This is a genomic window from Pseudomonas wadenswilerensis (assembly GCF_024749185.1).
Taxonomy (GTDB): Bacteria; Pseudomonadota; Gammaproteobacteria; order Pseudomonadales; family Pseudomonadaceae; genus Aquipseudomonas; species Aquipseudomonas wadenswilerensis.
In genome coordinates this window covers 5,360,109-5,385,880 of the sequence record NZ_CP087191.1, presented here as the reverse complement: position 1 = coordinate 5,385,880, position 25,772 = coordinate 5,360,109, and the positions used below count along the sequence as shown (strand labels likewise).

The window sequence follows — 25,772 nt, the reverse complement described above, 5'->3', positions numbered from 1 at the left end:
AGTAAAGACTATGCAACGTTACTCAGGCTTCGGCCTCTTCAAGCACTCACTCAGCCACCACGAAAACTGGCAGCGCATGTGGCGCACGCCAACCCCGAAAAAAGTCTACGACGTGGTCATCGTCGGCGGTGGCGGGCACGGCCTGGCCACCGCCTACTACCTGGCCAAGGAGCATGGCATCACCAACGTGGCGGTGGTCGAGAAGGGCTGGCTGGGCGGCGGTAACACCGCGCGCAACACCACCATCGTCCGCTCCAACTACCTGTGGGACGAGTCGGCGCACTTGTATGAGCACGCGATGAAGCTCTGGGAAGGGCTGTCGCAAGACATCAACTACAACGTGATGTTCTCCCAGCGCGGCGTCTACAACCTCTGCCACACCCTGCAGGACATGCGTGATTCCGAGCGCCGGGTCAGCGCCAACCGCCTCAATGGTGTCGACGGCGAGCTGCTCAATGCCCAACAGGTGGCCGAAGAGATTCCGTACCTGGACTGCTCGAAGAACACCCGCTACCCGATCATCGGCGCCACCGTGCAACGGCGTGGCGGCGTCGCCCGTCACGACGCCGTGGCCTGGGGCTTTGCCCGTGCCGCCGACGCCCTGGGCGTCGACCTGATCCAGCAGACCGAAGTGATCGGCTTTCGCAAGGAAAACGGCGTGGTCATCGGTGTCGAGACCAACAAGGGCTTCATCGGTGCCAAGCGCGTCGGCGTGGTCACTGCCGGTAACTCCGGGCATATGGCCAAGCTTGCCGGTTTCCGCCTGCCGATCGAATCGCATCCGCTGCAGGCGCTGGTGTCCGAGCCGCTCAAGCCGATCATCGACAGCGTGATCATGTCCAACGCCGTGCACGGCTACATCAGCCAGTCGGACAAGGGCGACCTGGTCATCGGCGCCGGCATCGACGGCTGGGTCGGCTACGGCCAGCGCGGTTCGTACCCGGTGATCGAGCACACCCTGCAGGCCATCGTCGAAATGTTCCCGATCCTCTCGCGGGTACGCATGAACCGCCAGTGGGGCGGCATCGTCGACACCACGCCGGACGCCTGCCCGATCATCTCCAAGACCCCGGTGAAGAACATGTTCTTCAACTGCGGCTGGGGCACCGGCGGCTTCAAGGCCACCCCCGGTTCGGGCAACGTCTTCGCCGCCAGCCTGGCCAAGGGCGAAATGCACCCGCTGGCCAAACCCTTTTCCATCGACCGTTTCCACAACGGTGCACTGATCGACGAACACGGCGCCGCCGCTGTCGCCCACTAACAGGAGAAATCCCCATGTTGCATATCTTCTGTCCCCACTGCGGCGAGCTGCGCTCCGAAGAGGAGTTCCACGCCGCAGGCCAGGCGCACATTCCCCGGCCGCTGGACCCCAACGCCTGTTCCGACGAGGAGTGGGGCGATTACATGTTCTTTCGCGACAACCCGCGCGGCCTGCACCACGAGCTGTGGATTCACGCCGCCGGTTGCCGTCAGTACTTCAACGCCACGCGTGACACGCTGACCTACGAAATTCTGGAAACCTATCCGATCGGCGCCAAGCCGCAGGTCACCGGCAAAAGCACCAGCCCGCAGTTGGCAGTCAGTGGTCAGGGAGAAAAGGTATGAGCCAGGTCTATCGCCTGTCCAACGGTGGTCGCATCGACCGCAGCAAAGTCTTGAGCTTCACCTTCAACGGCCAGACCTACCAGGGATTTGCCGGTGACACCCTGGCCGCCGCGCTGCTGGCCAATGGCGTCGACATCGTCGGGCGCAGCTTCAAGTACTCGCGCCCCCGCGGGATCATCGCCGCAGGCTCCGAAGAGCCCAACGCCATCCTGCAGATCGGCGCCACCGAAGCCACCCAGGTGCCTAACGTGCGCGCCACCCAGCAGGCGCTGTACAGCGGCCTGGTCGCCACCAGCACCAACGGCTGGCCGAATGTGAACAACGACGTCATGGGCATTCTCGGCAAGGTCGGCGGCAAGCTGATGCCGCCGGGTTTCTACTACAAGACGTTCATGTACCCGCAGTCGTTCTGGATGACCTACGAGAAGTACATCCGCAAAGCCGCGGGCCTTGGCCGTGCGCCGCTGGAAAACGACCCGGACAGCTACGACTACATGAGCCACCACTGCGACGTGCTGGTGGTCGGCGCCGGCCCCGCCGGCCTGGCAGCCGCCCTGGCAGCGGGTCGCAGCGGCGCGCGGGTGATCCTCGCCGATGAGCAGGAAGAGTTCGGCGGCAGCCTGCTCGACAGCCGTGAAACCCTCGACGGCAAACCGGCCGCCGACTGGGTTGCGGCAGTAGTGGCCGAGCTCAAGGAACTGCCGGAAGTCATCCTGTTGCCACGGGCAACGGTCAACGGCTACCACGACCACAACTTCCTCACCATTCACGAGCGCCTGACCGACCACCTCGGTGATCACGCGCCGATCGGCCAGGTGCGTCAGCGCATGCACCGGGTGCGCGCCAAGCGCGTGGTGCTGGCCACCGGCGCCCACGAGCGACCATTGGTGTACGGCAACAACGATGTGCCGGGCAACATGCTCGCCGGTGCGGTATCGACCTACGTGCGCCGTTACGGCGTGGCGCCGGGCCGCAAGCTGGTGCTGTCGACCAACAACGACCACGCCTACCGCGTGGCCCTGGACTGGCACGACGCCGGCCTGAACGTGGTCGCCATCGCCGACGCCCGCCACAACCCGCGCGGTTCGCTGGTGGAAGAAGCGCGAGCCAAAGGCATCCGCATCCTCACCTCCAGCGCGGTGATCGAGACCCGTGGCAGCAAGCATGTAAGCGCAGCCCGCGTTGCCGCCATCGACGTCAAAGCCCATAAAGTCAGCAGCCCCGGCGAGTGGCTGGATTGCGACCTGGTCGCGACTTCCGGCGGCTACAGCCCGGTCGTGCACCTGGCTTCGCACCTGGGCGGCAAGCCGGTCTGGCGTGAAGACATTCTCGGTTTCGTGCCCGGCGAAGCACCGCAAAAACGCGTGTGCGTGGGCGGCATCAACGGTGTGTTCGCCCTCGGCGACACCCTCGCCGATGGCTTTGAAGGCGGCGTGCGTGCCGCCACCGAAGCCGGCTTCAAGGCCGTGCTTGGGGTGATCCCGAAAGTCCTGGCGCGTCAGGAAGAACCCACCGTGGCGCTGTTCCAGGTGCCCCACGACAAGAACACTGCGCGGGCGCCGAAGCAGTTCGTCGACCAGCAGAACGACGTCACCGCCGCCGCCATCGAACTGGCCACCCGCGAAGGCTTCGAGTCGGTCGAACACGTCAAACGCTACACCGCCCTGGGCTTTGGTACCGACCAGGGCAAGCTCGGCAACATCAACGGCCTGGCGATTGCCGCCCGCTCCATGGGCATCACCATCCCGGAAATGGGCACCACCATGTTCCGCCCCAACTACACGCCGATCACCTTCGGCGCGGTGGCGGGCCGGCACTGCGGGCACCTTTTCGAGCCGGTACGCTTCACCGCCCTGCATGCCTGGCATGTGAAGAACGGCGCCGAGTTCGAAGACGTCGGCCAATGGAAGCGCCCCTGGTACTTCCCGCGCAACGGCGAAGACATTCATGCCGCCGTGGCTCGCGAGTGCAAGGCGGTGCGTGACAGCGTCGGACTGCTCGACGCCTCGACCCTGGGCAAGATCGACATCCAGGGCCCGGACGCGCGCGAATTTCTCAACCGCATCTACACCAACGCCTGGACCAAGCTTGACGTCGGCAAGGCCCGCTACGGCCTGATGTGCAAGGAAGACGGCATGGTCTTTGACGACGGCGTCACCGCCTGCGTCGGCGACAACCACTTCATCATGACCACCACCACCGGTGGCGCGGCACGGGTGCTGCAGTGGCTGGAGATCTACCAGCAGACCGAATGGCCGGAGCTTAAGGTGTACTTCACCTCGGTCACCGACCACTGGGCGACCCTGACCCTGTCGGGCCCCAACAGCCGCAAGCTGCTCAGTGAAGTGACCGATATCGACCTGGACAAGGACGCCTTCCCGTTCATGACCTGGAAGGAAGGCCTGGTCGGCGGTGTGCCGGCGCGGGTGTTCCGCATTTCGTTCACTGGCGAGCTGTCGTACGAAGTCAACGTCCAGGCCAACTACGCCATGGGCGTGCTGGAGAAAATCGTCGCTGCCGGCAAGCAATACAACCTGACCCCGTACGGCACCGAAACCATGCACGTACTGCGGGCCGAGAAGGGCTTCATCATCGTCGGCCAGGACACTGACGGCTCGATGACCCCGGACGACCTCAACATGGGCTGGTGTGTTGGCCGTACCAAACCGTTCTCGTGGATCGGCTGGCGCGGGATGAACCGCGAAGATTGCGTGCGCGAGAACCGCAAGCAACTGGTCGGGCTCAAGCCGGTCGACCCGAACAAATGGCTGCCCGAAGGCGCGCAACTGGTGTTTGACCCGAAACAACCGATCCCGATGGACATGGTCGGTCACGTTACTTCCAGCTACGCCAGCAACTCCCTGGGTTATTCGTTTGCCATGGGCGTGGTCAAGGGCGGGCTCAAGCGCATCGGCGAGCGGGTCTACTCGCCCCAGGCCGATGGCAGCGTGATCGAGGCGGAGATCTGTTCTTCGGTGTTCTTCGATCCGAAGGGCGAGCGGCAGAACATCTAATCGACTTGTTGGCCAGATGACCTGTGGGAGCCGGCCTTGCCGGCGATGGGGCGCGTAGCGGCCCCGATTTTGGCAAGGCTGCGCCTTGCATCGCCGGCAAGGCCGGCTCCCACACGTTACTTGCCCTACCGAACGCGAATTCAAGGCAGGTGTGTAATGAGCACGATCAACGTCTACCAGCAACGCCCCGGCAACGATGCCAAGGCTGAAACGCCACTGCACCACGCCGACTTGCCCAGCCTGGTCGGCAAGGGCCGCAAGAACGCCGGGGTCTCCCTGCGCGAGAAAAAACTCCTTGGCCACCTGACCATTCGTGGTGATGGCAAGGATCCGGCCTTCGCCGGCGGTGTGTTCAAGGCCCTGGGCCTGGAGCTGCCGGTGGCCCTGACCGTGGTCGCCAACGGCGAGACATCGCTGCAATGGCTGGGCCCGGACGAGTGGCTGCTGATCGTTCCCGGCGGCGAGGAATTTGCCGTCGAGCAAAAACTGCGCGATGCCCTCGATGGCCTGCACATTCAAATCGTCAACGTCAGCGGCGGGCAAACCCTGCTGGAACTGAGCGGCCCCAATGTGCGCGACGTGCTGATGAAATCCACCAGCTATGATGTCCATCCAAACAACTTCCCGGTGGGCAAGGCGGTTGGCACGGTGTTCGCCAAGTCGCAACTGGTGATCCGCCGTACCGGTGAAGAAACCTGGGAGCTGCTGATCCGCCGCAGCTTCTCCGACTACTGGTGGCTGTGGCTGCAGGACGCCTCCGCCGAATACGGCCTGAGCATTCAGGCTTAAGGAGCAATGCCATGAGTCGTGCCCCGGACACCTGGATTCTCACCGCCGATTGCCCGAGCCTGCTGGGTACGGTGGATGTGGTGACGCGTTACCTGTTCGAACAGCACTGCTACGTCACTGAGCACCATTCGTTCGATGACCGGCTGTCCGGACGCTTCTTCATTCGCGTGGAATTCCGCCAGCCGGATGACTTCGACGAGGCCAGCTTTCGCGCAGGGCTGGCCGAGCGGGGCGATGCGTTCGGCATGCTGTTCGAGCTGACCGCGCCCAAGCACCGGCCGAAAGTGGTGATCATGGTGTCCAAGGCCGATCACTGCCTCAACGACCTGCTCTATCGCCAGCGCATCGGCCAGTTGAGCATGGAGGTGGTGGCGGTGATTTCCAACCACCCGGACCTCGAGCCCCTGGCCCACTGGCACCGCATTCCCTATTACCACTTTGCCCTCGACCCGCATGACAAGCCGGCGCAAGAGCGCAAGGTGCTGCAGGTGATCGAGGAGTCCGGCGCCGAGTTGGTGATCCTTGCCCGCTACATGCAGGTGCTGTCGCCCGAACTGTGCCGCAAGCTCGACGGCTGGGCGATCAACATCCATCACTCGCTGCTGCCCGGTTTCAAGGGCGCCAAGCCGTATCACCAGGCCTACAACAAGGGGGTGAAACTGGTCGGCGCCACGGCGCACTACATCAACAACGACCTCGACGAAGGGCCGATCATCGCCCAGGGCGTCGAGGCGGTGGACCACAGCCATTACCCGGAAGACCTGATTGCCAAGGGGCGCGATATCGAGTGCCTGACCCTGGCGCGGGCGGTGGGGTATCACATCGAGCGGCGGGTGTTCCTCAACGCCAACAGGACGGTAGTGCTCTGACGGCCGCCATCGCGGGGCAAGCCCGCTCCCACAGGTACTGCATACACCGGACCTGTGGGAGCTGGCTTGCCAGCGATGAGGCCCTCGAGTCGGAACAAAGATTCCAGTAACACAGCGCCGCCCCCGGGCAGCGCACTTTACACCGCTACATAACAACAAACTTTAGCGAGGTGAAAGCATGTCTGGTAATCGTGGTGTGGTGTATCTCGGCGGCGGCAAGGTCGAGGTGCAGAAGATTGACTACCCGAAAATGCAGGACCCGCGCGGTCGCAAGATCGAGCACGGGGTGATCCTGCGGGTGGTCTCCACCAACATCTGTGGCTCCGACCAGCACATGGTCCGTGGCCGTACCACTGCCCAGGTCGGCCTGGTCCTGGGCCATGAAATCACCGGCGAGGTCATCGAGAAGGGCAGGGACGTCGAGAACCTGCAGATCGGTGACCTGGTGTCGGTGCCCTTCAACGTCGCCTGTGGCCGCTGCCGCTCGTGCAAAGAGCAACACACCGGCGTCTGCCTGACCGTCAACCCGGCCCGCGCCGGTGGTGCCTACGGTTATGTCGACATGGGTGACTGGACCGGTGGCCAGGCCGAGTACGTGCTGGTGCCGTACGCCGACTTCAACCTGCTGAAACTGCCGAACCGCGACAAGGCCATGGAGAAAATCCGCGACCTGACCTGCCTGTCGGATATCCTCCCCACCGGTTACCACGGTGCGGTGACCGCCGGCGTGGGCCCGGGCAGCTCGGTGTACATCGCCGGTGCCGGTCCAGTGGGCCTGGCAGCGGCTGCCTCGGCGCGCCTGCTGGGGGCGGCGGTGGTTATCGTCGGTGACGTCAACCCGGTGCGCCTGGCCCACGCCAAGGCCCAGGGTTTTGAAATCGCCGACCTGTCCCAGGACACTCCGCTGCACGAACAGATTGCCAACCTGCTGGGCGAACCGGAAGTCGACTGCGCGGTCGATGCCGTGGGCTTCGAAGCTCGTGGCCACGGCCATGCCGGCGCCAAGCACGAAGCCCCGGCCACCGTGCTCAACTCGTTGATGGGCGTGGTGCGCGTAGCGGGCAAGATCGGTATCCCTGGCCTGTACGTTACCGAAGACCCGGGCGCGGTGGATGCGGCAGCGAAGATCGGCAGCCTGAGCATCCGCTTTGGCCTCGGCTGGGCCAAGTCGCACAGCTTCCACACCGGGCAGACGCCGGTAATGAAGTACAACCGCCAACTGATGCAGGCGATCATGTGGGACCGCATCAACATTGCTGAAGTGGTGGGCGTACAGGTGATCAGCCTGGACCAGGCGCCGGAAGGCTATGGCGAGTTCGATGCCGGTGTGCCGAAGAAATTCGTGATCGATCCGCACAAGCTGTTCAGCGCCGCCTAAAAACATCGCGGGGCAAGCCCGCTCCCACTGTACCTGTGGGAGCGGGCTTGCCCCGCGATTGGGTTTCACAGCCAAACCGCATCCCAATGCGGATAATCTCCCAGCCTCTTCACCAGCCCGGCCCGCAGCGGGTTGGCCACCACATAGCGCGCCACCGCGCATACATTCTCTTCCCGACGCAACCCATGGTCATGGTACCCAGGCTGCCACAGCCCGCCTTGCAGTGCGCCGAGCTTGTACAGCGCACAGCGGCTGCGTGACTTGAAGCGGCGCATCAGGCAGGCCAATGAGCCCTGCCGCAGTTCGATCAGCCAGTGCACATGATCGGGCATCACCACCCAGGCCAAGGTACGAGCGGCGCCTTCAAGTTGTGCCTGGCGAAACTGCTTGGGGATGCAGCGGGCGGCGTGGAAATTGTCGAATATTGGCACTCGGTCGCGAGTAATGCTGGTCAGCAGGTACATACGGCCGGGTTCGGAGAAACGACCGCGGCGCAGGCGATGGGAAGCGGGACTGTCCATGTCTTGGCTCCTTGGTTGGTGAATATTCAAGGTAGATGCCGGACGGTGGCGACAGTTGGCCCGATTGAATCTTGATGTTGCCAGGACCTTTGTGGGAGCGGGCTTGCCCCGCGATAGAGGTCTGTCAGTCACATCGCATCGCGGGGCAAGCCCGCTCCCACCTGGTACAAGGGAACAATCCCCCGTCCCCAGGGTCCAACCCTCGTTTCCCTGCCTTTTACGGCTGACGAGGTATTTCGATGAAACGTTTCGCATTGGTCACCCTGATGACCCTGGCTGCCAGCCCGGTCTTCGCAGGCTTCAGCCTCAACGACGCGGCCAACGTCTACAATGCCGCCAAGGGCAACACCGGCGATGCCGCCGTGCAGGCACCAGCCGCTTCGGCGAACCTGCTCAATACCCTCGGCAGCGAACTCAAGGTCACCCCCGAACAAGCCATTGGCGGCACCGGCGCACTGCTGGGCCTGGCCAGGAACCAGCTCAGCAGCGGCGATTACGAGCAATTGAGCAAAGCCGTACCGGGCCTCGACCTGCTTTCTGGCGAGCAAGCCCTGGGCGGCTTGAATGGCTTGGGTGCGCTGCTCGGCAAGAGCGACAAGTCCTCGGCCCTGAGCAATGCCCTGGGCAATGTCAAAGACAGCAACGACCTGAACAACGCCTTCAGCGCGCTGGGCATGGACACCGGGATGATCGGCCAGTTCGCGCCGTTGATTCTGCAGTACCTCGGCCAGCAAGGCGTCGGCGGTTCGCTGTTGCAGAACCTGGGCAGCCTGTGGGGCACCGGTGGCAGCGTACCTTCCGTTTAAGGCAGGTATTTGCTCGGGCGGGGCGGTGTGCTATATGTCCCGCCCCGTTTTACAAGGAAGTGTGATTCGCCATGTTCATGGACGCCCTGAAGATGTCTTTGCCTGCCGACGCCGTGCTCGGCTTTGTGGTCTACATGCTCGGCGCCGCCGTGCTGTTCGCCCTCTACGCATTCATCTACACCCGCCTGACCCCGTACAACGAATTGCGCCTGATCCGCGAAGGCAACAATGCCGCGGCCATTGCCCTGGCCGGTGCCTTGATCGGCTTTGCAATTCCGGTGGCCAGTGCCATTTCCCATTCGATTTCCCTGCTCGACTTCCTGGTCTGGGCGCTGATCGCTGCCGTGGTGCAGTTGCTGGCGTTCGTGGTGGTCAACCGCTGCGTCAAAGGCATGGCTGAACGGATGGCCCGCCAGGAGACCGCCTCGGCAATACTGCTGGCCGCCGTATCCATCGGGATCGGCCTGCTCAACGCCGCCTGCATGACCCCCGCCGCCTGATCAGGGACGATCGACAATGAAACGCAGCAAACGCATTCGCCTGGTCGCCCTGGGCAGTCTGCCCCTGGTGCTGTCCGCCTGCGGCGACCGGCCAACCAAGATCATCAGCGAAACCAAGCGCTATCAGGACGTCGACTATTGCGTCATGGACGGCAAGCCGCGTCAGGTGTGCCAGCAGGCCTGGGTCGCGGCACAGAACCACCATGCCGCCAACGTGCCGCGCTTCGTCACTGCCGAGGGCTGCGAAGCGGCCTATTTCAAGTGCGACTACCGGCGCTATGCCAACAACTACATCCCGCCGATGGAAGGCTTCGCCCTGACCACCGAACGCCAGGTGTATGCCGATGACGATGAAGACAGCAGCTCGTCCACCAATAGTTCATCGTCGAGCGGCGGCTCCGGCGGCGGCCGTGGCTACTACGAGTACACCGATACCGACCCGCGCTATTCGTCCGAGGCGATCTACCACGAGCGAGACGGACGCAACGCGTTCAAGGTCAGCACCCTGACCGAGCAGGTGGCACACCACAACTACTACACCGGCCTGGATACGTCGCACCCGGCTTCGCAACCGTTCAGCGAAGCCGCGCAGCATGCGGTCATGAGTGGTGGCGGGGGCACGGGTGCCAGCAGCGATCCGGCGCACGTGAGCAGCGCCCATCCAACGGTCATCCCCATGGCCCAGCCGAACAAGCTGATCAGCTCGGCGCGGCCGTTCGCGGTTGGCACCCACAACGGCTTTGTCTCGCGCGCTTCGGGGCGTGGCGGCTTTGCGTCCTGAGGCCTGGCAATGAAGCGAATTTCCATCGCCCCGCGCCCGGACTGGCGCGCCACCGCCGAGCACTTCGGTTTCAACTTCCACACCTTTGGCGACGAGCCCTACTGGGACGAGTCGGCCTACTACCAGTTCAGCCTGCGGCAGATCGAAGACGACCTCGAAGAGCCGACCCGCGAGCTGCACGAACTGTGCATGGCACTGGTGGCCGAGGTGGTCGACAGTGAAGCGCTGCTCGAGCGCCTGGCGATTCCCGCGCAGTACTTCGACCTGATCCGCCGCTCGTGGCGCGATGGCCACCCGCATTTCTACGGGCGCATGGACCTGTGCTACGACGGCAAGGGCCCGGCCAAGCTGCTGGAGGCCAACTACGACACGCCGACGTCACTGTACGAGGCCAGCTTCTTCCAGTACCTGTGGCTGGAGCAGCAGATGCAGCGCGGCGGGCTGCCGGCCGGTGCTGATCAGTTCAACAGCCTGGAAGACAAACTCACTCAGGTGATGAGCGCCCATACCTTTGCCACGCCGTTCTACTTTGCCTCGGTAAAAGACTCGATCGAAGATCGCGGCACCGTCGAATACCTGCGCGATATCGCCATGGGTGCCGGGCTGGATGCGCGCCTGGTGGATATGGAAGATATCGGCTTGAGTCGCGGCGGGCGCTTTGTCGATGACGTTGGCGCGCCAATCCCGAGCCTGTTCAAGCTCTACCCCTGGGAAGACATTTTCCACGACCCGTACGGCCCGGCGATTGCCAACAGCGGCACCTTGTTCGTCGAGCCGCCGTGGAAGGCAATCCTCTCCAACAAGGGCATGCTGGCGCTGCTGTGGGAGCGCCACCCGGGCCACCCGAACCTGCTGCCGGCGTTCATTGAGCAAACGTCGGGCGCGACTCTGGAGAAGGGCTGGGTGCGCAAACCCTTCTTCTCCCGCGAGGGCGCAAATATCGAGATCCACACCGGCAGTGGCCAGCGTGTGGTCGAGGACGGCCCGTATGGCGGCGGGCCGAGCATTGTCCAGCAGTTTCAGGCGCTGCCGCGCTTTGGCGACAGCTACACGGTGATCGGCAGTTGGGTGGTCGGCGACCTGCCGGCGGGCATCGGTATCCGCGAAGACAACTCGCTGATCACCAAGGACAGCAGCCGCTTTTTGCCCCACGCGATCATCGGCTGATCAGCGCAGCTCGGCGCGCAGGGCCTCGATGCGGGCGTCCTTGGCGTGCCAGAGCTGGTTGACCCAGTCCTGCACGGTCTGGCGCAAGGCCGGGTCGTTCTCGTAGTCACCATCCCACAGCGCCGGATCCAGTTCATGCACCTGGATGTCGATGATCACTTTAGCCAGGTTACCGCTGAGCAGGTCCCAGAAACCCGGCGCCCGGTCGCCAGGGTAGACGATGGTGACGTCGAGCAGGGCGTCGAGCTGTTCGCCCAGCGCCGCCAGCACGAAGGCCACGCCACCGGCCTTGGGCTTGAGCAGATGCTTGAACGGTGAATGCTGGGCGGCGCGCTTGGCTTCGGTGAAACGCGTGCCTTCGAGGTAGTTGACCACGGTCACCGGCTGGCGCTTGAACAGCTCGCAGGCAGCCTTGGTGATTTCCAGGTCCTGGCCCTTGAGTTCTGGGTGCTTGTCGAGGAAGGCCTTGCTGTAGCGCTTCATGAACGGGTAGTCCAGCGCCCACCAGGCCAGGCCCAGCAGCGGTACCCAGATCAGCTCTTTTTTCAGGAAGAACTTGAAGAATGGAATGCGCCGGTTGAGTACCTGGATCAGCGCCGGGATATCGACCCAACTCTGGTGGTTGCTGACTGCCAGGTACGAGGTGTCGAGGCGCAGGTCGGCGGCGCCGCGCACGTCCCAAATGGTCGGGATGCACAGGCGGAAGATCAGTTTGTCGATTTCGGCCCAGGTTTCGGCGATCCACATTACCCCCCACGAGGCATAGTCGCGGTAACGGCCGGGCAGGACCAGTTTGAGCAGGGCAAAGACCATCAGCGGGCCGATCAGGACCAGGGTGTTGAGCAGCAACAGCAAGGTCACAAGAATGCCCGTCAGCAAGCGGCGCATAAGAAAACTCTTATATTCAAGTAAGCGGTCGGCAATGATAAGCACCCTGTCGGCGTACGCCAAATGCTCTGGTCTGCTCCTGCCGGACAAATGTTTCACATTGTGTTGAATAAGCTATTGCCGCGAACCTATCCTGCCTTCGCAGTCTAAACACTGTCTTATCTCAAGGAAGCGGATCCTGTGAAATCGGTACTTGCACTGCTGTCCCTGTTGGCCCTGCCGGTCATGGCCGCCGAGCCGACCCTGTACGGCCGCTACGAATACATCAAACTGCCGGAAGTCGGTGGCCAGACCTTCAAGGCCAAGATGGATACCGGCGCGCTGACCGCCTCGCTGTCGGCCAAGGACATCGAACGCTTCACCCGTGATGGTGAGGATTGGGTGCGCTTTCGTGTCGCAACCAAGGATGCCGATGGCAAAGTCTACGAACACAAGCTGGCACGCATCAGCAAGATCAAGAACCGCGCCGATGAAGACGAAGATGGCGAGGGCGCCGAGATCAGCAAGCGGCCGGTGGTTGACCTGGAACTGTGCCTGGGCGACGTCAAGCGTACCGTCGAGGTCAACCTGACCGACCGCAGCAGCTTCAACTATCCATTGCTGATTGGCGCCAAGGCGTTGCGCGAGTTCAAGGCGGCGGTGAACCCGGCGCGCAGGTTTACTGCAGACAAGCCGGACTGCTGATGGAATGAAAAGCATCGCTGGCAAGCCAGCTCCCACAGGGTTGGTGTAGACCTTGTGGGAGCTGGCTTGCCAGCGATGAGGCCTTGCCAGGCGCCGCATAATCTCCTACAAGTGCAGCATTTCCACCGCCAGGCCCGGATGCCATGCCGCATATATTGATTGTCGAAGACGAAGCGGCCATTGCCGATACGCTGATTTTCGCCCTGCAAGGCGACGGCCACAGCACCGAGTGGGTGACCCTCGGCAGCGCCGCGCTGGAGCAGCAACGCCAGCGCCCGGCCGACCTGATCATCCTCGACATCGGCCTGCCGGATATCAGCGGCTTCGAAACCTGCCGGCAACTGCGCCGTTTCAGTGAAGTGCCGGTGATGTTCCTCAGCGCCCGCGACGGTGAAATCGACCGGGTGGTGGGCCTGGAAATCGGTGCCGACGATTATGTGGTCAAACCCTTCAGCCCCCGCGAAGTCGCGGCACGGGTGCGGGCGATCCTCAAGCGCATGGCGCCGCGCGCCGAACCGCTTGCCAGCGCCCCGGAGCTGTTCCAGGTCGATACCCTGCGCATGCAGATCCACTACCACGGCCAGGCCCTGAGCCTGACCCGCCACGAATTTCGCCTGCTGCAAAGCCTGCTGGAACAACCCGAGCGAGTATTCAGCCGCGAGCAGCTGCTGGATGCCGTCGGCGTTGCCGCCGATGTCGGCTACGAGCGCAGCATCGACAGCCATATCAAGAGCCTGCGCGCCAAGCTGCGCGCGGTGGCCGCCGACGCCGAGCCGATCCAGACCCACCGGGGCCTCGGTTACAGCTACAGCCCGAGCCACAGCTGATGCGCCTGGGAATACGGATTTTCCTGGTGTATTTCCTGTTCGTCGGGCTGACCGGCTATTTCATCCTCAGCACCGTGCGCGAGCAGATTCGCCCGGGTGTGCGCCAGTCCACCGAAGAAACCCTGGTCGACACCGCCAACCTGCTGGCGGAAATCCTCCACGACGACGTCAAGGCCGGCACCCTTGGCCAGAGCCGCTTGCCGATACTGCTGCGTGCCTACGGCCAGCGCCAGCCCAAGGCCGATATCTGGGGCTTGTCGAAGAACCAAGTCAACCACCGCATCTACGTCACCGATGCCCAGGGCAAGGTGTTGCTCGACTCCGCAGGTGTGGCGGTGGGCGAGGACTATTCGCGCTGGAACGACGTCTACCTGACCTTGCGCGGCCAGTACGGTGCACGCTCGACCCGCAGCAACCCGGAGGATCCGGAGTCGTCGGTGATGCACGTGGCGGCACCGATTCTCGATGAAGGCAGGATTATCGGCGTGGTCACCGTGGCCAAGCCGAACAAGTCGCTGCAACCCTATATCGACCGCTCCGAGCGGCGCCTGCTGTACCTCGGCCTGGGCCTGATCGGCCTTGGCCTGCTGGTGGGCGCGGCGCTGTCGTGGTGGCTGGCGCGCTCGCTGCGCAGGCTGACCCGTTATGCCCAGGCGGTCAGTGAGGGTGAGCGCACGGCGCTGCCGCATTACCGGGGCGGTGAGCTGTGGCAACTGGCGGCAGCGGTGGAGCGCATGCGTACCCAGCTCGAAGGCAAGGACTACGTCGAACGTTACGTGCACACCCTGACCCACGAGCTGAAAAGCCCGTTGGCGGCGATCCGCGGTGCCTCCGAACTGCTCCAGGGGCCGATGAGCGACGAGCAGCGCCAGCGCTTTGCCGGCAATATCGAAAGCGAAAGTGCGCGCATGCAGCAGTTGATCGAGCGCCTGCTCAACCTGGCCCAGGTCGAGCAGATGCAGGAGCTGGAAGAACAGCAGCAGGTGCCGCTGGCGGCGCTGGTCGACGAGCTGCTGCTGGCTCAGGGCGCGCGGATCGAAAGCGGCGAACTGCAGGTGCGTCAGCGCGTACCCGTCGCTGCGCGGCTGTTATGCGACCCCTTCCTGATGCGCCAGGCCATTGCCAACCTGCTGGACAATGCCCTGGACTTCACCCCGCCGGGCGGTTTGCTGGTGTTCGAGCTGGAGCACGGGGACGGCCGCGTGGCCTTGAGCCTGTTCAACCAGGGCGAGGCGATTCCTGACTATGCCCTGGGTCGTCTCAGCGAACGTTTCTACTCGCTGCCGCGACCGTTCAGCGGGCGCAAGAGCACCGGCCTGGGGCTGAATTTCGTCGAAGAGGTGATGCAGTTGCATGGCGGCGCGCTGGAAGTCGCCAACGTCGAGGACGGCGTACGCGTGCGTTTGTGGTTGCCGGCCAAGCGCCTGGGCTGAAAACTTCACAGAGTCTGCACACAGGCTCCACATAACTCCCCAAGGGCTCCATTTCGCTTGCGCAGACTCTGCCCATCGAAACCGGAGTCCCGTCCATGAACCGAAATCTGAGCTACAAACTGGGTGCCATTGCCATCCTGATCGCACTGTTGCTGATTCCCTTGCTGATGATTGGCGGCTTGATCCAGGACCGCCAGGAGCAACGCGACCAGGTGGTGCGCGACATTGCCCAGAGCTCCAGCTTTGCCCAGCAGATCAGCGGGCCGATGCTGGTGGTGCCATACCGCAAGATCGAGCGGCGCTGGAAGACCGAAGACGGCAAGAGCTACCAGGAAGCCAGCCAGGTCGCCGGCCATCTGTACTTCTTGCCGGAAACCTTCGACCTCAAGGCAGGCATCGACACCGAACTGCGTTCGCGCGGTATCTATGAGGCGCGCCTGTTCCACGCCGACAATCACATCAGTGGCCAATTCAAGATTCCGGCCAACTGGGGGATTACCGAGGACTTTGCCGACTACCGCTTCGATCCGGCGTTCCTGGTGGTGGGCATCAGCGACATCCGCGGCATCGAAAAAGGCCTGCAACTGCAGCTCAACGAGCAGCGTCTGGACTTTGCCGCCGGTACCAAGCTGAGCTGGATGAGCGGTGGCGTCCATGCGCTGTTGCCGGGCATCGATGGCAAGGCCGAGGCCGTGCTCAATTACGCGTTCGACCTCAGCCTGCAAGGCACCGGACAGCTGCACGTGCTGCCGATGGGCCGCAGCACTACGGTAAGCATGGCCGCCAACTGGCCGCACCCAAGCTTCGACGGTAACTACCTGCCAAGCAGCCGCAAGGTCGATGCCGGTGGTTTTTCGGCGCGCTGGCAAACCTCGTTCTTCTCCACCAACCTCGAAGACGCCTTGACCCAGTGCGTGGTCAACGAGCAGTGCAATGATTTCAATGGGCGTGCCTTCGGCGTCAGCTTCGTCGACCCGGTGGACCAGTACCTCAAAAGCGAACGGGCAATCAAATATGCATTGCTGTTCATTGCCCTGACCTTTGCCGGCTTTTTCCTCTTCGAAGTGCTCAAGGGCCTCAGCGTGCACCCGATCCAGTACGGCCTGGTGGGCGTGGCCCTGGCGTTCTTCTACCTGCTGTTGCTGTCGTTGTCCGAGCACCTGGGCTTTGCCAAGGCCTATGCGTTGTCGGCGGGGGGCTGTGTGTTGCTGATCGGCTTCTACCTGTGCCACGTGCTGCACAGCGTGTTTCGCGGCATGGGCTTTGCCCTGGGCCTGGCGCTGCTCTACGGCATGCTCTACGGCCTGCTGACGGCCGAGGATTACGCGCTGCTGATGGGCTCGCTGCTGCTGTTCGGCCTGCTGGGTGTGTTCATGGTCCTGACCCGTCGCCTGGACTGGTATCGGGTTGGCCAGGTGAAACTGTCATGAGTGGCTTGCGCGAGGAGAGGGTATTGGGTGCAGTGCTGGCGACCCACATCGCCGGCCTGTGGACAGCAGAAGTGATTGTCGGCGCCGGCCTTGTCGGGGATGAGATTGCTCTGCTGTCTGGTAATGCGCGGCGCCTGCATCGCTGGCAAAGCCAGCTCCCACACAGTCAGCGGTACACCGATGCACTGTGGGAGCCGGCCTTGCCGGCGATGGGCTGCACAGCAGCCCCTGGCAATGTCAGGTAGCCGAAGGATCAGTCGCCTGCATCGACTCACGCTGACTGACTTGCGCATACCACCCCGCCAGCTGCGGCTGTTGCTCACGCCAGCCGAAGTCCGGGAAGCGCAGGTCGAGGTAACCCAGGGCACAGGCCACGCCGATGGCGGCGATGTCGAACACCGAGGCCAGTTCGGCGAAGTGTTCCTGCTCAAGGTTGCTCAGGCCACGACGGATCTTGTCCTGTTGCGCTTCGATCCAGGCGTCCCATTGTTTGTCCTTGGGCCGCAGGAAAGTCTCGTAGCGCGTCAGCACCGCGGCATCCATGATCGCATCGGCCAGCGAGGCGAGGGTCAGGCGGTGCCAGCGCGGCCAGCCTTCACGGGGGATCAGCGGGTTACCGACATGCTGCAGGTCGAGGTACTCGCAGATCACCCGGCTGTCGTGCAGCACGCTACCGTCGGCCAGGCGCAGGGCCGGGATCTTGCCCGCCGGGTTGCCCTGGTTGAGCTCGGCTACCGGGTTGACCGGAGTGAGGTTGACGGCGTGCAGGGCCACGCGGTCGGTCTGCCCGGTTTCGTGCAACACCACCAGGACCTTGCGCACGAACGGCGAGGCCGGCGAATGGAACAGGGTCATGCTCGGTGCGGACATGTCGATCCCTCAGTTGCCTTGCAGGCTCGGTGGCAGGCAGACACCGGTACCACCGATGCCGCAGTAGCCTTCTGGGTTCTTGGCCAGGTACTGCTGGTGGTAGGCTTCGGCGAAGTACACGGTCGGCGCCTGGTCGATCTCGGTGGTGATTTCGCCGAAGCCGGCCTTGCTCAGTTCGGCCTGGTAGGCCTGCTTGCTGGCCAGAGCCTCGTCCAGTTGCTGGGGACTGGTGCAGTAGATCACCGAGCGGTACTGGGTGCCGACGTCGTTGCCCTGGCGCATGCCCTGGGTCGGGTTGTGCAGTTCCCAGAACATCGCCAGCAGCTCTTTGTAGCTGACCTTGTCCTTGTCGAACACCACCAGCACCACTTCGGTGTGGCCGGTCAGGCCCGAGCAGACTTCTTCGTAGGTCGGGTTGGGGGTGAAGCCGCCGGCATAGCCGACCACGGTGCTGACCACGCCTTCACGTTGCCAGAAGCGCCGCTCGGCACCCCAGAAGCAGCCCAGGCCAAAGATCGCAAAGTCGATGGCGCCTTCGAAGAACGGGCCGAGCAGCGGGGTGTCCTTGAAGACGAAATGCTTCTCGGGCAGGGTCATCGGCGTTTCGCGGCCAGGCAGGGCCTGTTCCGCAGTGGGCAGGGCGTTTTTGTTCACCAGAATCTCCGAGCGCAGGACCATGATCGTTCCTCTGCTGATAAAAGGTAGGAGCGGGCTTGCCCCGCGAAGGGGCCTGAATGAACTCTATATTGCCCGAGAGAAACGCCGCTGTCAGGCGATAGGGCCACGCGGATAGCGTTTGAGCTTATCGATCAGCTCACTGCCTGGAATCGGCCGGTCGAACAGGTAGCCCTGGCCGACATCGCAGCGGTGACGACGCAGGAATGCCAGCTGCTCGGCGGTCTCGATGCCTTCGGCAACCACTTTGAGCTTGAGGTTGTGGGCCATGGCCACCACCGCCGAGGTGATCTCCATGTCGTCCTGGTTGTCGGGGATTTCGTGGATGAAGCTGCGATCGATCTTGATGATGTCGATCGGGAATTTCTTCAGGTAGCTCAGCGACGAATAGCCGGTGCCGAAGTCGTCCATGGCCAGGGTCAGGCCCAGTTGCTTGAGCTGGTCGAGCTGGCGGTGGGTGTCTTCGGTGGCTTCCAGCAGCAGGCCCTCGGTCAGCTCCAGCTCCAGCAAGTGCGGGGGCAGGGCTTCCTCCTTGAGGATGTTGGCGATCGAAGCGACCAGGTCGGGGTCGGAAAACTGCTTGGGCGAGAGGTTGATCGCCACCTGCAGGTTACCCAGGCCTTCGGTGCGCAGCTTCTGGCTCATGCGGCAGGCCTGGCGGGCGATCCACTTGCCGATAGGGATGATCAGCCCGGTCTCTTCGGCGACGCTGATGAACTGGTCGGGGCGGATCATGCCCTTTTCCGGATGGTTCCAGCGCAGCAGCGCTTCCAGGCCCAGCAGGCGGCCACTGCGCAGGCACAGCTTGGGCTGGTAGAACACGTCCAGTTCGTTCTGGGTCAGGGCGCGGCGCAGGTTGTTCTCGACGAACAGCTTGTAGCTGGCTTCGGCATTCAGCGCCTCGGTGAACACCTGGACCTGGTGCTTGCCGTTGGCCTTGGCCTTGTGCAGGGCCAGGCCTGCGTTTTTCATCAGGGTCTGCGGGTCGCGGCCATGCAGCGGCGCGCAGGCAAGGCCCACGGAGCCGGTGACGTTGATCAGCTGGTTGTCGACGAACATCGGCTTGTCGAGGGTGCGCAGCAGTTGCTGGGCAACCTGCTGGCCGCCCTCCAGGTCGGTGTCTTCGAGCAGCACGGCGAATTCGTTGCTGGCAAAGCGCGCCAGGCTGCCGCCGGGGCTCAGGCTGTTGCGCAGGCGCCGGGCCAGGCTGATCAGCAGCTTGTCGCCGGTCTGGTGGCCGAGGCTGTCGTTGATCCGCTTGAAGTTGTCGATGTCCACCAGCAGCAGGCTGATCGGGCTGTCGCTGTCGCGGGCGAAGCGCTCGTCGAGGTTGCGGATGAACGCCGGGCGATTGCCCAGGCTGGTCAGATTGTCGGTATAGGCCAGGCGCTCGATGCGCTGCTGGGCCAGCTTGCTCTGGGTGATGTCTTCGTAGATGCCGATGTAATGGGTCAGTTCGCGGTTGTCGCCGAACACCTTGGAAATCGACAGCTGGCCCCAGTAGGGCTCGAGGTTCTTGCGCCGGCTCTTGAATTCGCCCTGCCAACTGTTGCCCATGGCCAGGCTGGACGGCGCGTCGAACAGCAGTTCGCTCAAGTTTTCCAGCGCCGGCAGTTCCGACAGGCGGTGGCCGTGGACTTCATCGGTGCTGTACTGGGTGATGGCGGTAAAGCTTGGGTTGACGTACTCGACCACGCCGTCGCGGTTGACCAGCAAAAAGGCGTTGGCGCTTTGCTCGACGGCGCGCTGGAACAGGTGCAGGGCGTTGGTCGCGGTGCGCCGGTTGTGGTTGTTGATGACCTGGGCGAACTGGTCGGCCAGCTCGCCGGCAAAGGCAATTTCATCGGTTTGCCAGGCGCGCGCCGAGCCGGTTTGCTCCAGGCACAATACCCCGACCACCTGGCCATCGATGCGGATACTGGCGTCGAGCATGGCGTTGATGTCGCGCGGGCGCAGGCTCTCGGCCATTTCCCGGGTGCGCGGGTCGTGGGTGGCGTTGTGGGCGTCGATGGCGCGGCTGGTGTGCAGGGCTTCGAGGTAGTCGGGAAAGCGACTGGCGTCGATCGGCTCGGGCAGGCGGTATTCCTGGGTGTCTCGGTAGAACGCCGAGATTGGTTGCAGGTGCTGGTCTTCCAGGTACCAGATGCTCGCGCAGTCGATCTTGTAGATCTCGCAGGCACTGCGGGTGATCAGTTCGGCGGCTTCGAGCAGCGAATTGCTGGCGCTGTAGCGATGGCGGGCCAGGTGCAGGATCAGGTCCTGCTGGGCACGTACCCGCTCCAGGTGCTCGAGCTGTTCCTGCTGGGCCCGCTGGTTGAGCTGCAACGCGATCTGCAGGCGGCTGTTGCGGGTTTCGAGGTCGGCGGCCGACAGGTCTGGCGTGTCACCCGGCTGGCTGTCGAGGACCATCAGGTAACCGCGCAGCAACTGGCGGTTGTGCTGCTTGTAGGCTTCGCCCAGCTCCAGCAGGTGCAGCGGGCCCTGGGCGGTGTGCAGGGTATAGCGCACCAGGTAATGGGGGCGCTGGGCCAGTTGCAACTGAATGGCATCGTGCAGTTTGTAGCGCGCTTCGGGCTCCATCAGGCTGGCGTAGGGCGAGCCGACCAGTGCACAGAGTTCCACTGCGGCCAGGCCAAATTGCCGTTCACAACCAGGATCAAGATAGAGCAGCGCCCAGCTCGCCTCGTTCAGCCGCTCGAAACGCAGCATCCCGAGCCGCGAGGGCACGGGCAACTGCGTCACGACCTCGGCCACCATACGGCTGGCGGCATCAGGTTGGCTTTTCATCGAGAGCTCGCTTCAAGAAGGCTGTTCGCGCAAATAGAGCAATCTGCTACTACGCGTGTCGGCAAGGTTGCATCATGCGCTTGAGGCTGACAAGCGATACAGAGACCTCCGTACTAACTGTGTCGGCATTGGCGTAGGAATCTTAAGTCAGACGCTGCCCATCGCGGGGCAAGTCGGACCGCCGCATCGCCGCGCCCACAGGGGGACCATTCCAGCAGATAAAAAAAGCCCCGCCAAAATGACGGGGTTGAGGTACGAGCGTGGCAGCTCGAAAAGGGAGCCTGTCTCCCCGGCAGGGGAGACAGGAAACAGCAATTACAGGAGCATGGTGCGGATGTCGGTCAGCAGGTCGCCCAGGCGCTTGGTGAAGCGCGCAGCAGCTGCACCGTTGATCACGCGGTGATCGTAGGACAGCGACAGTGGCAGCATCAGCTTCGGCTGGAAGGCTTTGCCGTCCCAGACTGGCTGGATGGTCGCCTTGGACACACCGAGGATCGCCACTTCCGGCGCGTTGACGATCGGCGTGAAGCCGGTGCCGCCAATGTGGCCGAGGCTGGAGATGGTGAAGCAGGCGCCTTGCATGTCGTCGGCCGAGAGCTTCTTGGTCCGGGCTTTTTCCGCCAGGGCAGCAGCTTCGCCAGCCAGTTGCAGCAGGCTCTTCTGGTCGACGTTCTTGATCACAGGGACCAGCAGGCCGTCCGGGGTATCAACCGCGAAGCCGATGTTGACGTACTTCTTGCGGATGATCGCCTTGCCGCTAGGGGCCAGCGAGCTGTTGAAGTCCGGCAGTTCCTTGAGCAGGTGGGCGCAGGCCTTGAGCAGCAGGGGCAGCACGGTCAGCTTGACGCCAGCCTTCTCGGCCACGGCCTTCTGGGCTACGCGGAAAGCTTCCAGCTCGGTGATGTCGGCGCTGTCGAACTGGGTCACGTGCGGCACGTTCAGCCAGCTGCGGTGCAGGTTGGTGGCGCCAACTTGCATCAGGCGGGTCATCGGCACTTCTTCGATTTCGCCGAAACGGCTGAAATCGACTTCCGGGATCGGCGGAATACCAGCACCACCGGTTGCACCGGCGGCTGGAGCTGCCTTGGCCTTCTGCATCATGGCCTTGACGTAAACCTGTACGTCTTCCTTGAGCACACGACCGTGCGGGCCGCTGGCAGCGACGGCGCTCAGCTCGACGCCGAATTCACGGGCCAGCTGACGCACGGCAGGGCCGGCATGCACCTTGGCACCGTTTGCCGCAGGGGCAACAGCAGGAGCAGGTGCGGTCTCGGCTTTGGCAGCTGGCGCAGGGGCGGCTGCGGCGGGCGCAGCTTCAGCCTTGGCCGGAGCCGCAGCGGCAGGCGCTGCTGCTGGCGCGGCGGCGCCCTGGACCTTGAGCTTGAGGATGAAGTCGCCAGTGCCGACTTCGTCTTCCAGCTTGACGCCGATGCTTTCCACCACGCCGGCAGCCGGCGACGGGATTTCCATCGAGGCCTTGTCGGATTCCAGGGTGATCAGCGACTGGTCGGCTTCGACCGTGTCGCCAACCTTGACCAGCAGCTCGATGATCTTGGCCTTGCCCGAGGAGCCGATGTCCGGAACATGAATGTCCTGGACAGTGGCAGCCGCCGGTGCAGCGGCCGGGGCCGCAGGGGCCTCGGCAGCAGCAGGTTTTTCCGCGGCAGCAGGTGCTGCGGCAGGGGCAGCCGCAGGGGCCGCAGCAGCGGCGCCCTCGACTTCCAGTTCCAGCAGTTCGTCGCCTTCTTTCAGGCGGTCGCCCAGCTTGACCTTCAGGCTCTTGACCACACCGGCCTTGGGAGCAGGGATTTCCATGCTCGCCTTGTCCGATTCCAGGGTCAGGATGCTCTGGTCGGCTTCGATACGGTCGCCAACTTTGACGAACAGCTCGATGACTTCACCTTCACCGCTGCCGATGTCAGGTACGCGAATGAGTTCGCTCACTTAAAAATACTCCTCAGCAGTCCAGTGGGTTGCGTTTGTCCGGGTCGATGCCGAACTTGGTGATGGCTTCAGCCACGACCTTAGGTTCGATATCGCCACGGTCAGCCAAGGCTTCCAGGGCAGCCAGCACCACGAAGTGACGGTCGACTTCGAAGAAGTGACGCAGCTTCTTGCGGCTGTCACTGCGACCGAAGCCATCGGTACCCAGGACTTTGAACTCTTTGCTCGGTACCCACTGGCGAATCTGTTCGGCGAACAGCTTCATGTAGTCGGTGGAGGCGATGACCGGGCCCTTGCGGCCAGCCAGGCACTCTTCGACGTAGGTAACCTGAGGTTTCTGACCAGGCTTGAGGCGGTTGCTGCGCTCTACGGCCAGGCCGTCGCGACGCAGTTCGTTGAAGCTGGTAACGCTCCAGACGTCGGCGCCAACGTTGAACTCTTCACGCAGGATCTTCGCCGCTTCGCGCACTTCACGCAGGATGGTGCCGGAGCCCAGCAACTGAACGTGGTGTGCAGCTTCGCGGGTGTCTTCCTCGAGCAGGTACATACCCTTGATGATGCCTTCCTCGACACCGGCCGGGATGGCTGGCTGCTGGTAGGACTCGTTCATCACGGTGATGTAGTAGAAGACGTCCTGTTGCTCTTCGGTCATCTTCTTCATGCCGTCCTGGATGATCACCGCCAGCTCGTAGCCGTAGGTCGGATCATAGGTGCGGCAGTTCGGGATGGTCGCGGCCAGCATGTGGCTGTGACCGTCTTCGTGCTGCAGGCCTTCACCGTTGAGGGTGGTACGGCCGGCGGTACCGCCGATCAGGAAGCCACGGGTGCGGCTGTCGCCAGCGGCCCAGGCCAGGTCGCCGATACGCTGGAAGCCGAACATCGAGTAGAAGATGTAGAACGGCAGCATCGGCTGGTTGTGGTTCGAGTACGAAGTACCGGCAGCGATGAAGGAGGACATGGCGCCCGCTTCGTTGATGCCTTCTTCGAGGATCTGGCCCTTCTTGTCTTCGCGGTAGAACATCACCTGGTCTTTGTCGACTGGCTCGTAGAGCTGGCCGACGGACGAGTAGATGCCCAGCTGGCGGAACATGCCTTCCATACCGAAGGTGCGGGCTTCGTCCGGGATGATCGGGACGATGCGCTGGCCGATTTCCTTGTCCTTGACCAGTTGCGCGAGGATCCGCACGAAGGCCATGGTGGTGGAGATTTCACGGTCGCCCGAGCCGTCGAGGATCGCCTTCAGGGTTTCCAGTGGCGGCGTCGGGATGCTGAAGCTCTTCGCGCGGCGCTGCGGGACGAAGCCACCCAGGGCGCTGCGGCGCTCGGCCAGGTAACGGGCCTCGGCGCTGCCTTCTTCAGGTTTGAAGAACGGCAGGTTTTCCAGCTCTTCGTCCTTGACCGGGATGTCGAAACGATCGCGGAAGTGACGCAGGCTGTCGACGTCGACCTTCTTGGTGTTGTGCGCGGTGTTCTTGGCTTCGCCAGCACCGGTGCCGTAACCCTTGATGGTCTTGGCCAGGATGACGGTCGGCTGGTCTTTGTGGTTGACCGCCTGGTGGTAGGCCGCATAGACCTTGTACGGGTCGTGACCACCACGGTTGAGCTTCCAGATCTCGTCGTCGGACAGGTCTTCGACCATGGCCTTGAGCTCTGGAGTGTTGAAGAAGTGCTCACGGACGAACGCGCCGTCCTTGGCCTTGTAGTTCTGGTACTCGCCGTCGATGACTTCGTCCATGCGGCGTTGCAGGATGCCGTCGACGTCCTTGGCCAGCAGCGGGTCCCAGAAACGGCCCCAGACCACTTTGTTGACGTTCCAGCCACCGCCACGGAACACACCTTCGAGTTCCTGGATGATCTTGCCGTTGCCGCGAACCGGGCCGTCGAGGCGCTGCAGGTTGCAGTTGATGACGAAGATCAGGTTGTCCAGCTTCTCGCGGCCAGCCAGCGAGATTGCGCCCAGGGATTCCGGCTCGTCACACTCGCCGTCGCCCATGAAGCACCAGATCTTCTGCTTGCCGGCAGGGATGTAGCCACGGCTTTCCATGTACTTCATGAAACGCGCCTGGTAGATCGCCTGGATCGGGCCCAGACCCATGGAAACGGTCGGGAACTGCCAGAAGTCAGGCATCAGCCATGGGTGTGGGTAGGACGACAGGCCCTTGCCATCGACTTCCTGACGGAAGTTGTTCATTTGGTCTTCGGTGATCCGGCCTTCCATGAACGCACGGGCGTAGACGCCTGGCGAAGCGTGACCCTGGAAGTAGATCAGGTCGCCGCCGTGCTCGTCGGTCGGGGCCTGGAAGAAGTAGTTGAAGCCGATGTCATACAGGGTGGCGCTGGAGGCGAAGCTGGAGATGTGGCCGCCCAGATCCGAGTCTTTCAGGTTGGTGCGCATCACCATGGCCAGCGCGTTCCAACGTACCAACGAGCGAATGCGGCGTTCCATGAACAGGTCGCCAGGCATGCGTGCTTCGTGGGTTACGGGGATGGTGTTGCGGTATGGCGTGGTGATGGCATATGGCAGCTGAGAGCCACTACGGGTGGCCAGCTCGCCCATACGGGTCATCAGGTAGTGAGCGCGGTCTTCGCCTTCTTTGTCGAGAACCGACTCCAGGGCGTCCAGCCATTCCTGGGTTTCGACGGGATCGAGGTCTTGCATGGCTTGCTCCAGGGCGGAAAGGCTTCCAGAATCGGTTGCCTGAGTTTGCGACTGGCCTTTTGGGCAGACGACATGAAATTCTTGGATTACCGGAGAGTGTACCGGCGTTGTGTAGTTTTACTACAAATGAATCACCATTTCATGC

Annotated in this window: 22 protein-coding genes; 15 read left to right on the top strand and 7 right to left on the bottom strand. The window is 63.1% G+C overall.

The window, feature by feature from the left end; translation table 11 throughout:
- Positions 1–10: 10 nt before the first annotated feature.
- The 6 genes from LOY45_RS24760 (at position 11) to fdhA (ending at position 7,655) form a co-directional block, all read left to right on the top strand.
- A complete protein-coding gene (locus tag LOY45_RS24760) occupies positions 11–1,261 on the top strand; it encodes a sarcosine oxidase subunit beta family protein (RefSeq protein ID WP_038998326.1) in 1,251 nt (416 codons plus the stop codon).
- A 14-nt stretch (positions 1,262–1,275) separates the two neighbouring features.
- Positions 1,276–1,605 (top strand): sarcosine oxidase subunit delta, encoded by a 330-nt coding sequence (locus LOY45_RS24755; RefSeq protein ID WP_038998327.1) that lies wholly within the window; start codon positions 1,276–1,278, stop codon positions 1,603–1,605.
- Positions 1,602–4,619: a sarcosine oxidase subunit alpha gene (locus tag LOY45_RS24750; RefSeq protein ID WP_115084940.1), complete on the top strand. Its 3,018-nt coding sequence runs from the start codon at positions 1,602–1,604 to the stop codon at positions 4,617–4,619. Before LOY45_RS24755 ends, LOY45_RS24750 begins: the two co-directional genes overlap by 4 nt.
- A gap of 156 nt (positions 4,620–4,775) precedes the next feature.
- Positions 4,776–5,408 (top strand): sarcosine oxidase subunit gamma, encoded by a 633-nt coding sequence (locus tag LOY45_RS24745; RefSeq protein WP_115084941.1) that lies wholly within the window; start codon positions 4,776–4,778, stop codon positions 5,406–5,408.
- 11 nt (positions 5,409–5,419) lie between these two features.
- Positions 5,420–6,277, top strand: coding sequence for a formyltetrahydrofolate deformylase (purU, locus tag LOY45_RS24740; protein ID WP_115084942.1), 858 nt, complete (start codon positions 5,420–5,422; stop codon positions 6,275–6,277).
- 178 nt (positions 6,278–6,455) lie between these two features.
- Positions 6,456–7,655: a formaldehyde dehydrogenase, glutathione-independent gene (gene fdhA / locus LOY45_RS24735; protein WP_038998331.1), complete on the top strand. Its 1,200-nt coding sequence runs from the start codon at positions 6,456–6,458 to the stop codon at positions 7,653–7,655.
- 65 nt (positions 7,656–7,720) lie between these two features.
- Here fdhA and LOY45_RS24730 read toward each other — a convergent pair whose 3' ends face one another.
- Positions 7,721–8,176 carry an REP-associated tyrosine transposase gene (locus tag LOY45_RS24730; protein WP_134061238.1) on the bottom strand — a complete coding sequence of 152 codons (456 nt, stop codon included), beginning with the start codon at positions 8,174–8,176 and terminating at the stop codon, positions 7,721–7,723.
- 239 nt (positions 8,177–8,415) lie between these two features.
- Here LOY45_RS24730 and LOY45_RS24725 point away from each other — a divergent pair, with 239 nt between their 5' ends.
- The 4 genes from LOY45_RS24725 (at position 8,416) to LOY45_RS24710 (ending at position 11,430) form a co-directional block, all read left to right on the top strand.
- Positions 8,416–8,982 (top strand): DUF2780 domain-containing protein, encoded by a 567-nt coding sequence (locus LOY45_RS24725; RefSeq protein WP_258578504.1) that lies wholly within the window; start codon positions 8,416–8,418, stop codon positions 8,980–8,982.
- 71 nt (positions 8,983–9,053) lie between these two features.
- Positions 9,054–9,482 carry a DUF350 domain-containing protein gene (locus LOY45_RS24720; protein ID WP_233674752.1) on the top strand — a complete coding sequence of 143 codons (429 nt, stop codon included), beginning with the start codon at positions 9,054–9,056 and terminating at the stop codon, positions 9,480–9,482.
- 16 nt (positions 9,483–9,498) lie between these two features.
- Positions 9,499–10,263, top strand: coding sequence for a DUF1190 domain-containing protein (locus tag LOY45_RS24715; RefSeq protein WP_233674751.1), 765 nt, complete (start codon positions 9,499–9,501; stop codon positions 10,261–10,263).
- Between the two features lie 9 nt (positions 10,264–10,272).
- Positions 10,273–11,430, top strand: a complete 1,158-nt coding sequence (locus LOY45_RS24710; protein ID WP_115084947.1) for a glutathionylspermidine synthase family protein — start codon at positions 10,273–10,275, stop codon at positions 11,428–11,430.
- Here LOY45_RS24710 and LOY45_RS24705 read toward each other — a convergent pair whose 3' ends face one another.
- Positions 11,431–12,318 carry an acyltransferase gene (locus tag LOY45_RS24705; RefSeq protein WP_115084948.1) on the bottom strand — a complete coding sequence of 296 codons (888 nt, stop codon included), beginning with the start codon at positions 12,316–12,318 and terminating at the stop codon, positions 11,431–11,433.
- Between the two features lie 180 nt (positions 12,319–12,498).
- Here LOY45_RS24705 and rloA2 point away from each other — a divergent pair, with 180 nt between their 5' ends.
- The 5 genes from rloA2 (at position 12,499) to LOY45_RS24680 (ending at position 16,937) form a co-directional block, all read left to right on the top strand.
- Positions 12,499–13,002: a retropepsin-like aspartic peptidase RloA2 gene (gene rloA2 / locus LOY45_RS24700; protein WP_115084949.1), complete on the top strand. Its 504-nt coding sequence runs from the start codon at positions 12,499–12,501 to the stop codon at positions 13,000–13,002.
- Positions 13,003–13,145: 143 nt separating this feature from the next.
- Positions 13,146–13,829: a two-component system response regulator CreB gene (gene creB, locus LOY45_RS24695; RefSeq protein WP_115084950.1), complete on the top strand. Its 684-nt coding sequence runs from the start codon at positions 13,146–13,148 to the stop codon at positions 13,827–13,829.
- Complete coding sequence (gene creC, locus LOY45_RS24690; protein ID WP_115084951.1) at positions 13,829–15,262, top strand: two-component system sensor histidine kinase CreC; 1,434 nt, start codon at positions 13,829–13,831, stop codon at positions 15,260–15,262. The genes creB and creC overlap by 1 nt, the downstream gene beginning before the upstream one ends.
- Positions 15,263–15,357: 95 nt before the next feature.
- Entirely contained in the window at positions 15,358–16,692 is a 1,335-nt protein-coding gene (gene creD / locus LOY45_RS24685) for a cell envelope integrity protein CreD (protein WP_115084952.1), read from the top strand.
- Entirely contained in the window at positions 16,689–16,937 is a 249-nt protein-coding gene (locus LOY45_RS24680; protein WP_115084953.1) for a hypothetical protein, read from the top strand. The genes creD and LOY45_RS24680 overlap by 4 nt, the downstream gene beginning before the upstream one ends.
- Here LOY45_RS24680 and LOY45_RS24675 read toward each other — a convergent pair.
- From LOY45_RS24675 to aceE, 5 genes are all read right to left on the bottom strand, one after another.
- Entirely contained in the window at positions 16,930–17,562 is a 633-nt protein-coding gene (locus LOY45_RS24675) for a glutathione S-transferase (RefSeq protein WP_115084954.1), read from the bottom strand. The two genes, LOY45_RS24680 and LOY45_RS24675, sit on opposite strands and share 8 nt — an antisense overlap.
- 9 nt (positions 17,563–17,571) lie before the next feature.
- Positions 17,572–18,240 carry a peptide-methionine (S)-S-oxide reductase MsrA gene (msrA, locus tag LOY45_RS24670; protein ID WP_115084955.1) on the bottom strand — a complete coding sequence of 223 codons (669 nt, stop codon included), beginning with the start codon at positions 18,238–18,240 and terminating at the stop codon, positions 17,572–17,574.
- Between the two features lie 90 nt (positions 18,241–18,330).
- Positions 18,331–21,024, bottom strand: coding sequence for a putative bifunctional diguanylate cyclase/phosphodiesterase (locus LOY45_RS24665; protein WP_115084956.1), 2,694 nt, complete (start codon positions 21,022–21,024; stop codon positions 18,331–18,333).
- A gap of 315 nt (positions 21,025–21,339) precedes the next feature.
- Positions 21,340–22,968: a dihydrolipoyllysine-residue acetyltransferase gene (gene aceF / locus LOY45_RS24660; protein WP_258578503.1), complete on the bottom strand. Its 1,629-nt coding sequence runs from the start codon at positions 22,966–22,968 to the stop codon at positions 21,340–21,342.
- A gap of 13 nt (positions 22,969–22,981) precedes the next feature.
- On the bottom strand, positions 22,982–25,627 hold the full coding sequence (aceE, locus tag LOY45_RS24655; RefSeq protein ID WP_115084958.1) for a pyruvate dehydrogenase (acetyl-transferring), homodimeric type: 2,646 nt from the start codon (positions 25,625–25,627) through the stop codon (positions 22,982–22,984).
- Between the last annotated feature and the right edge of the window lie 145 nt (positions 25,628–25,772).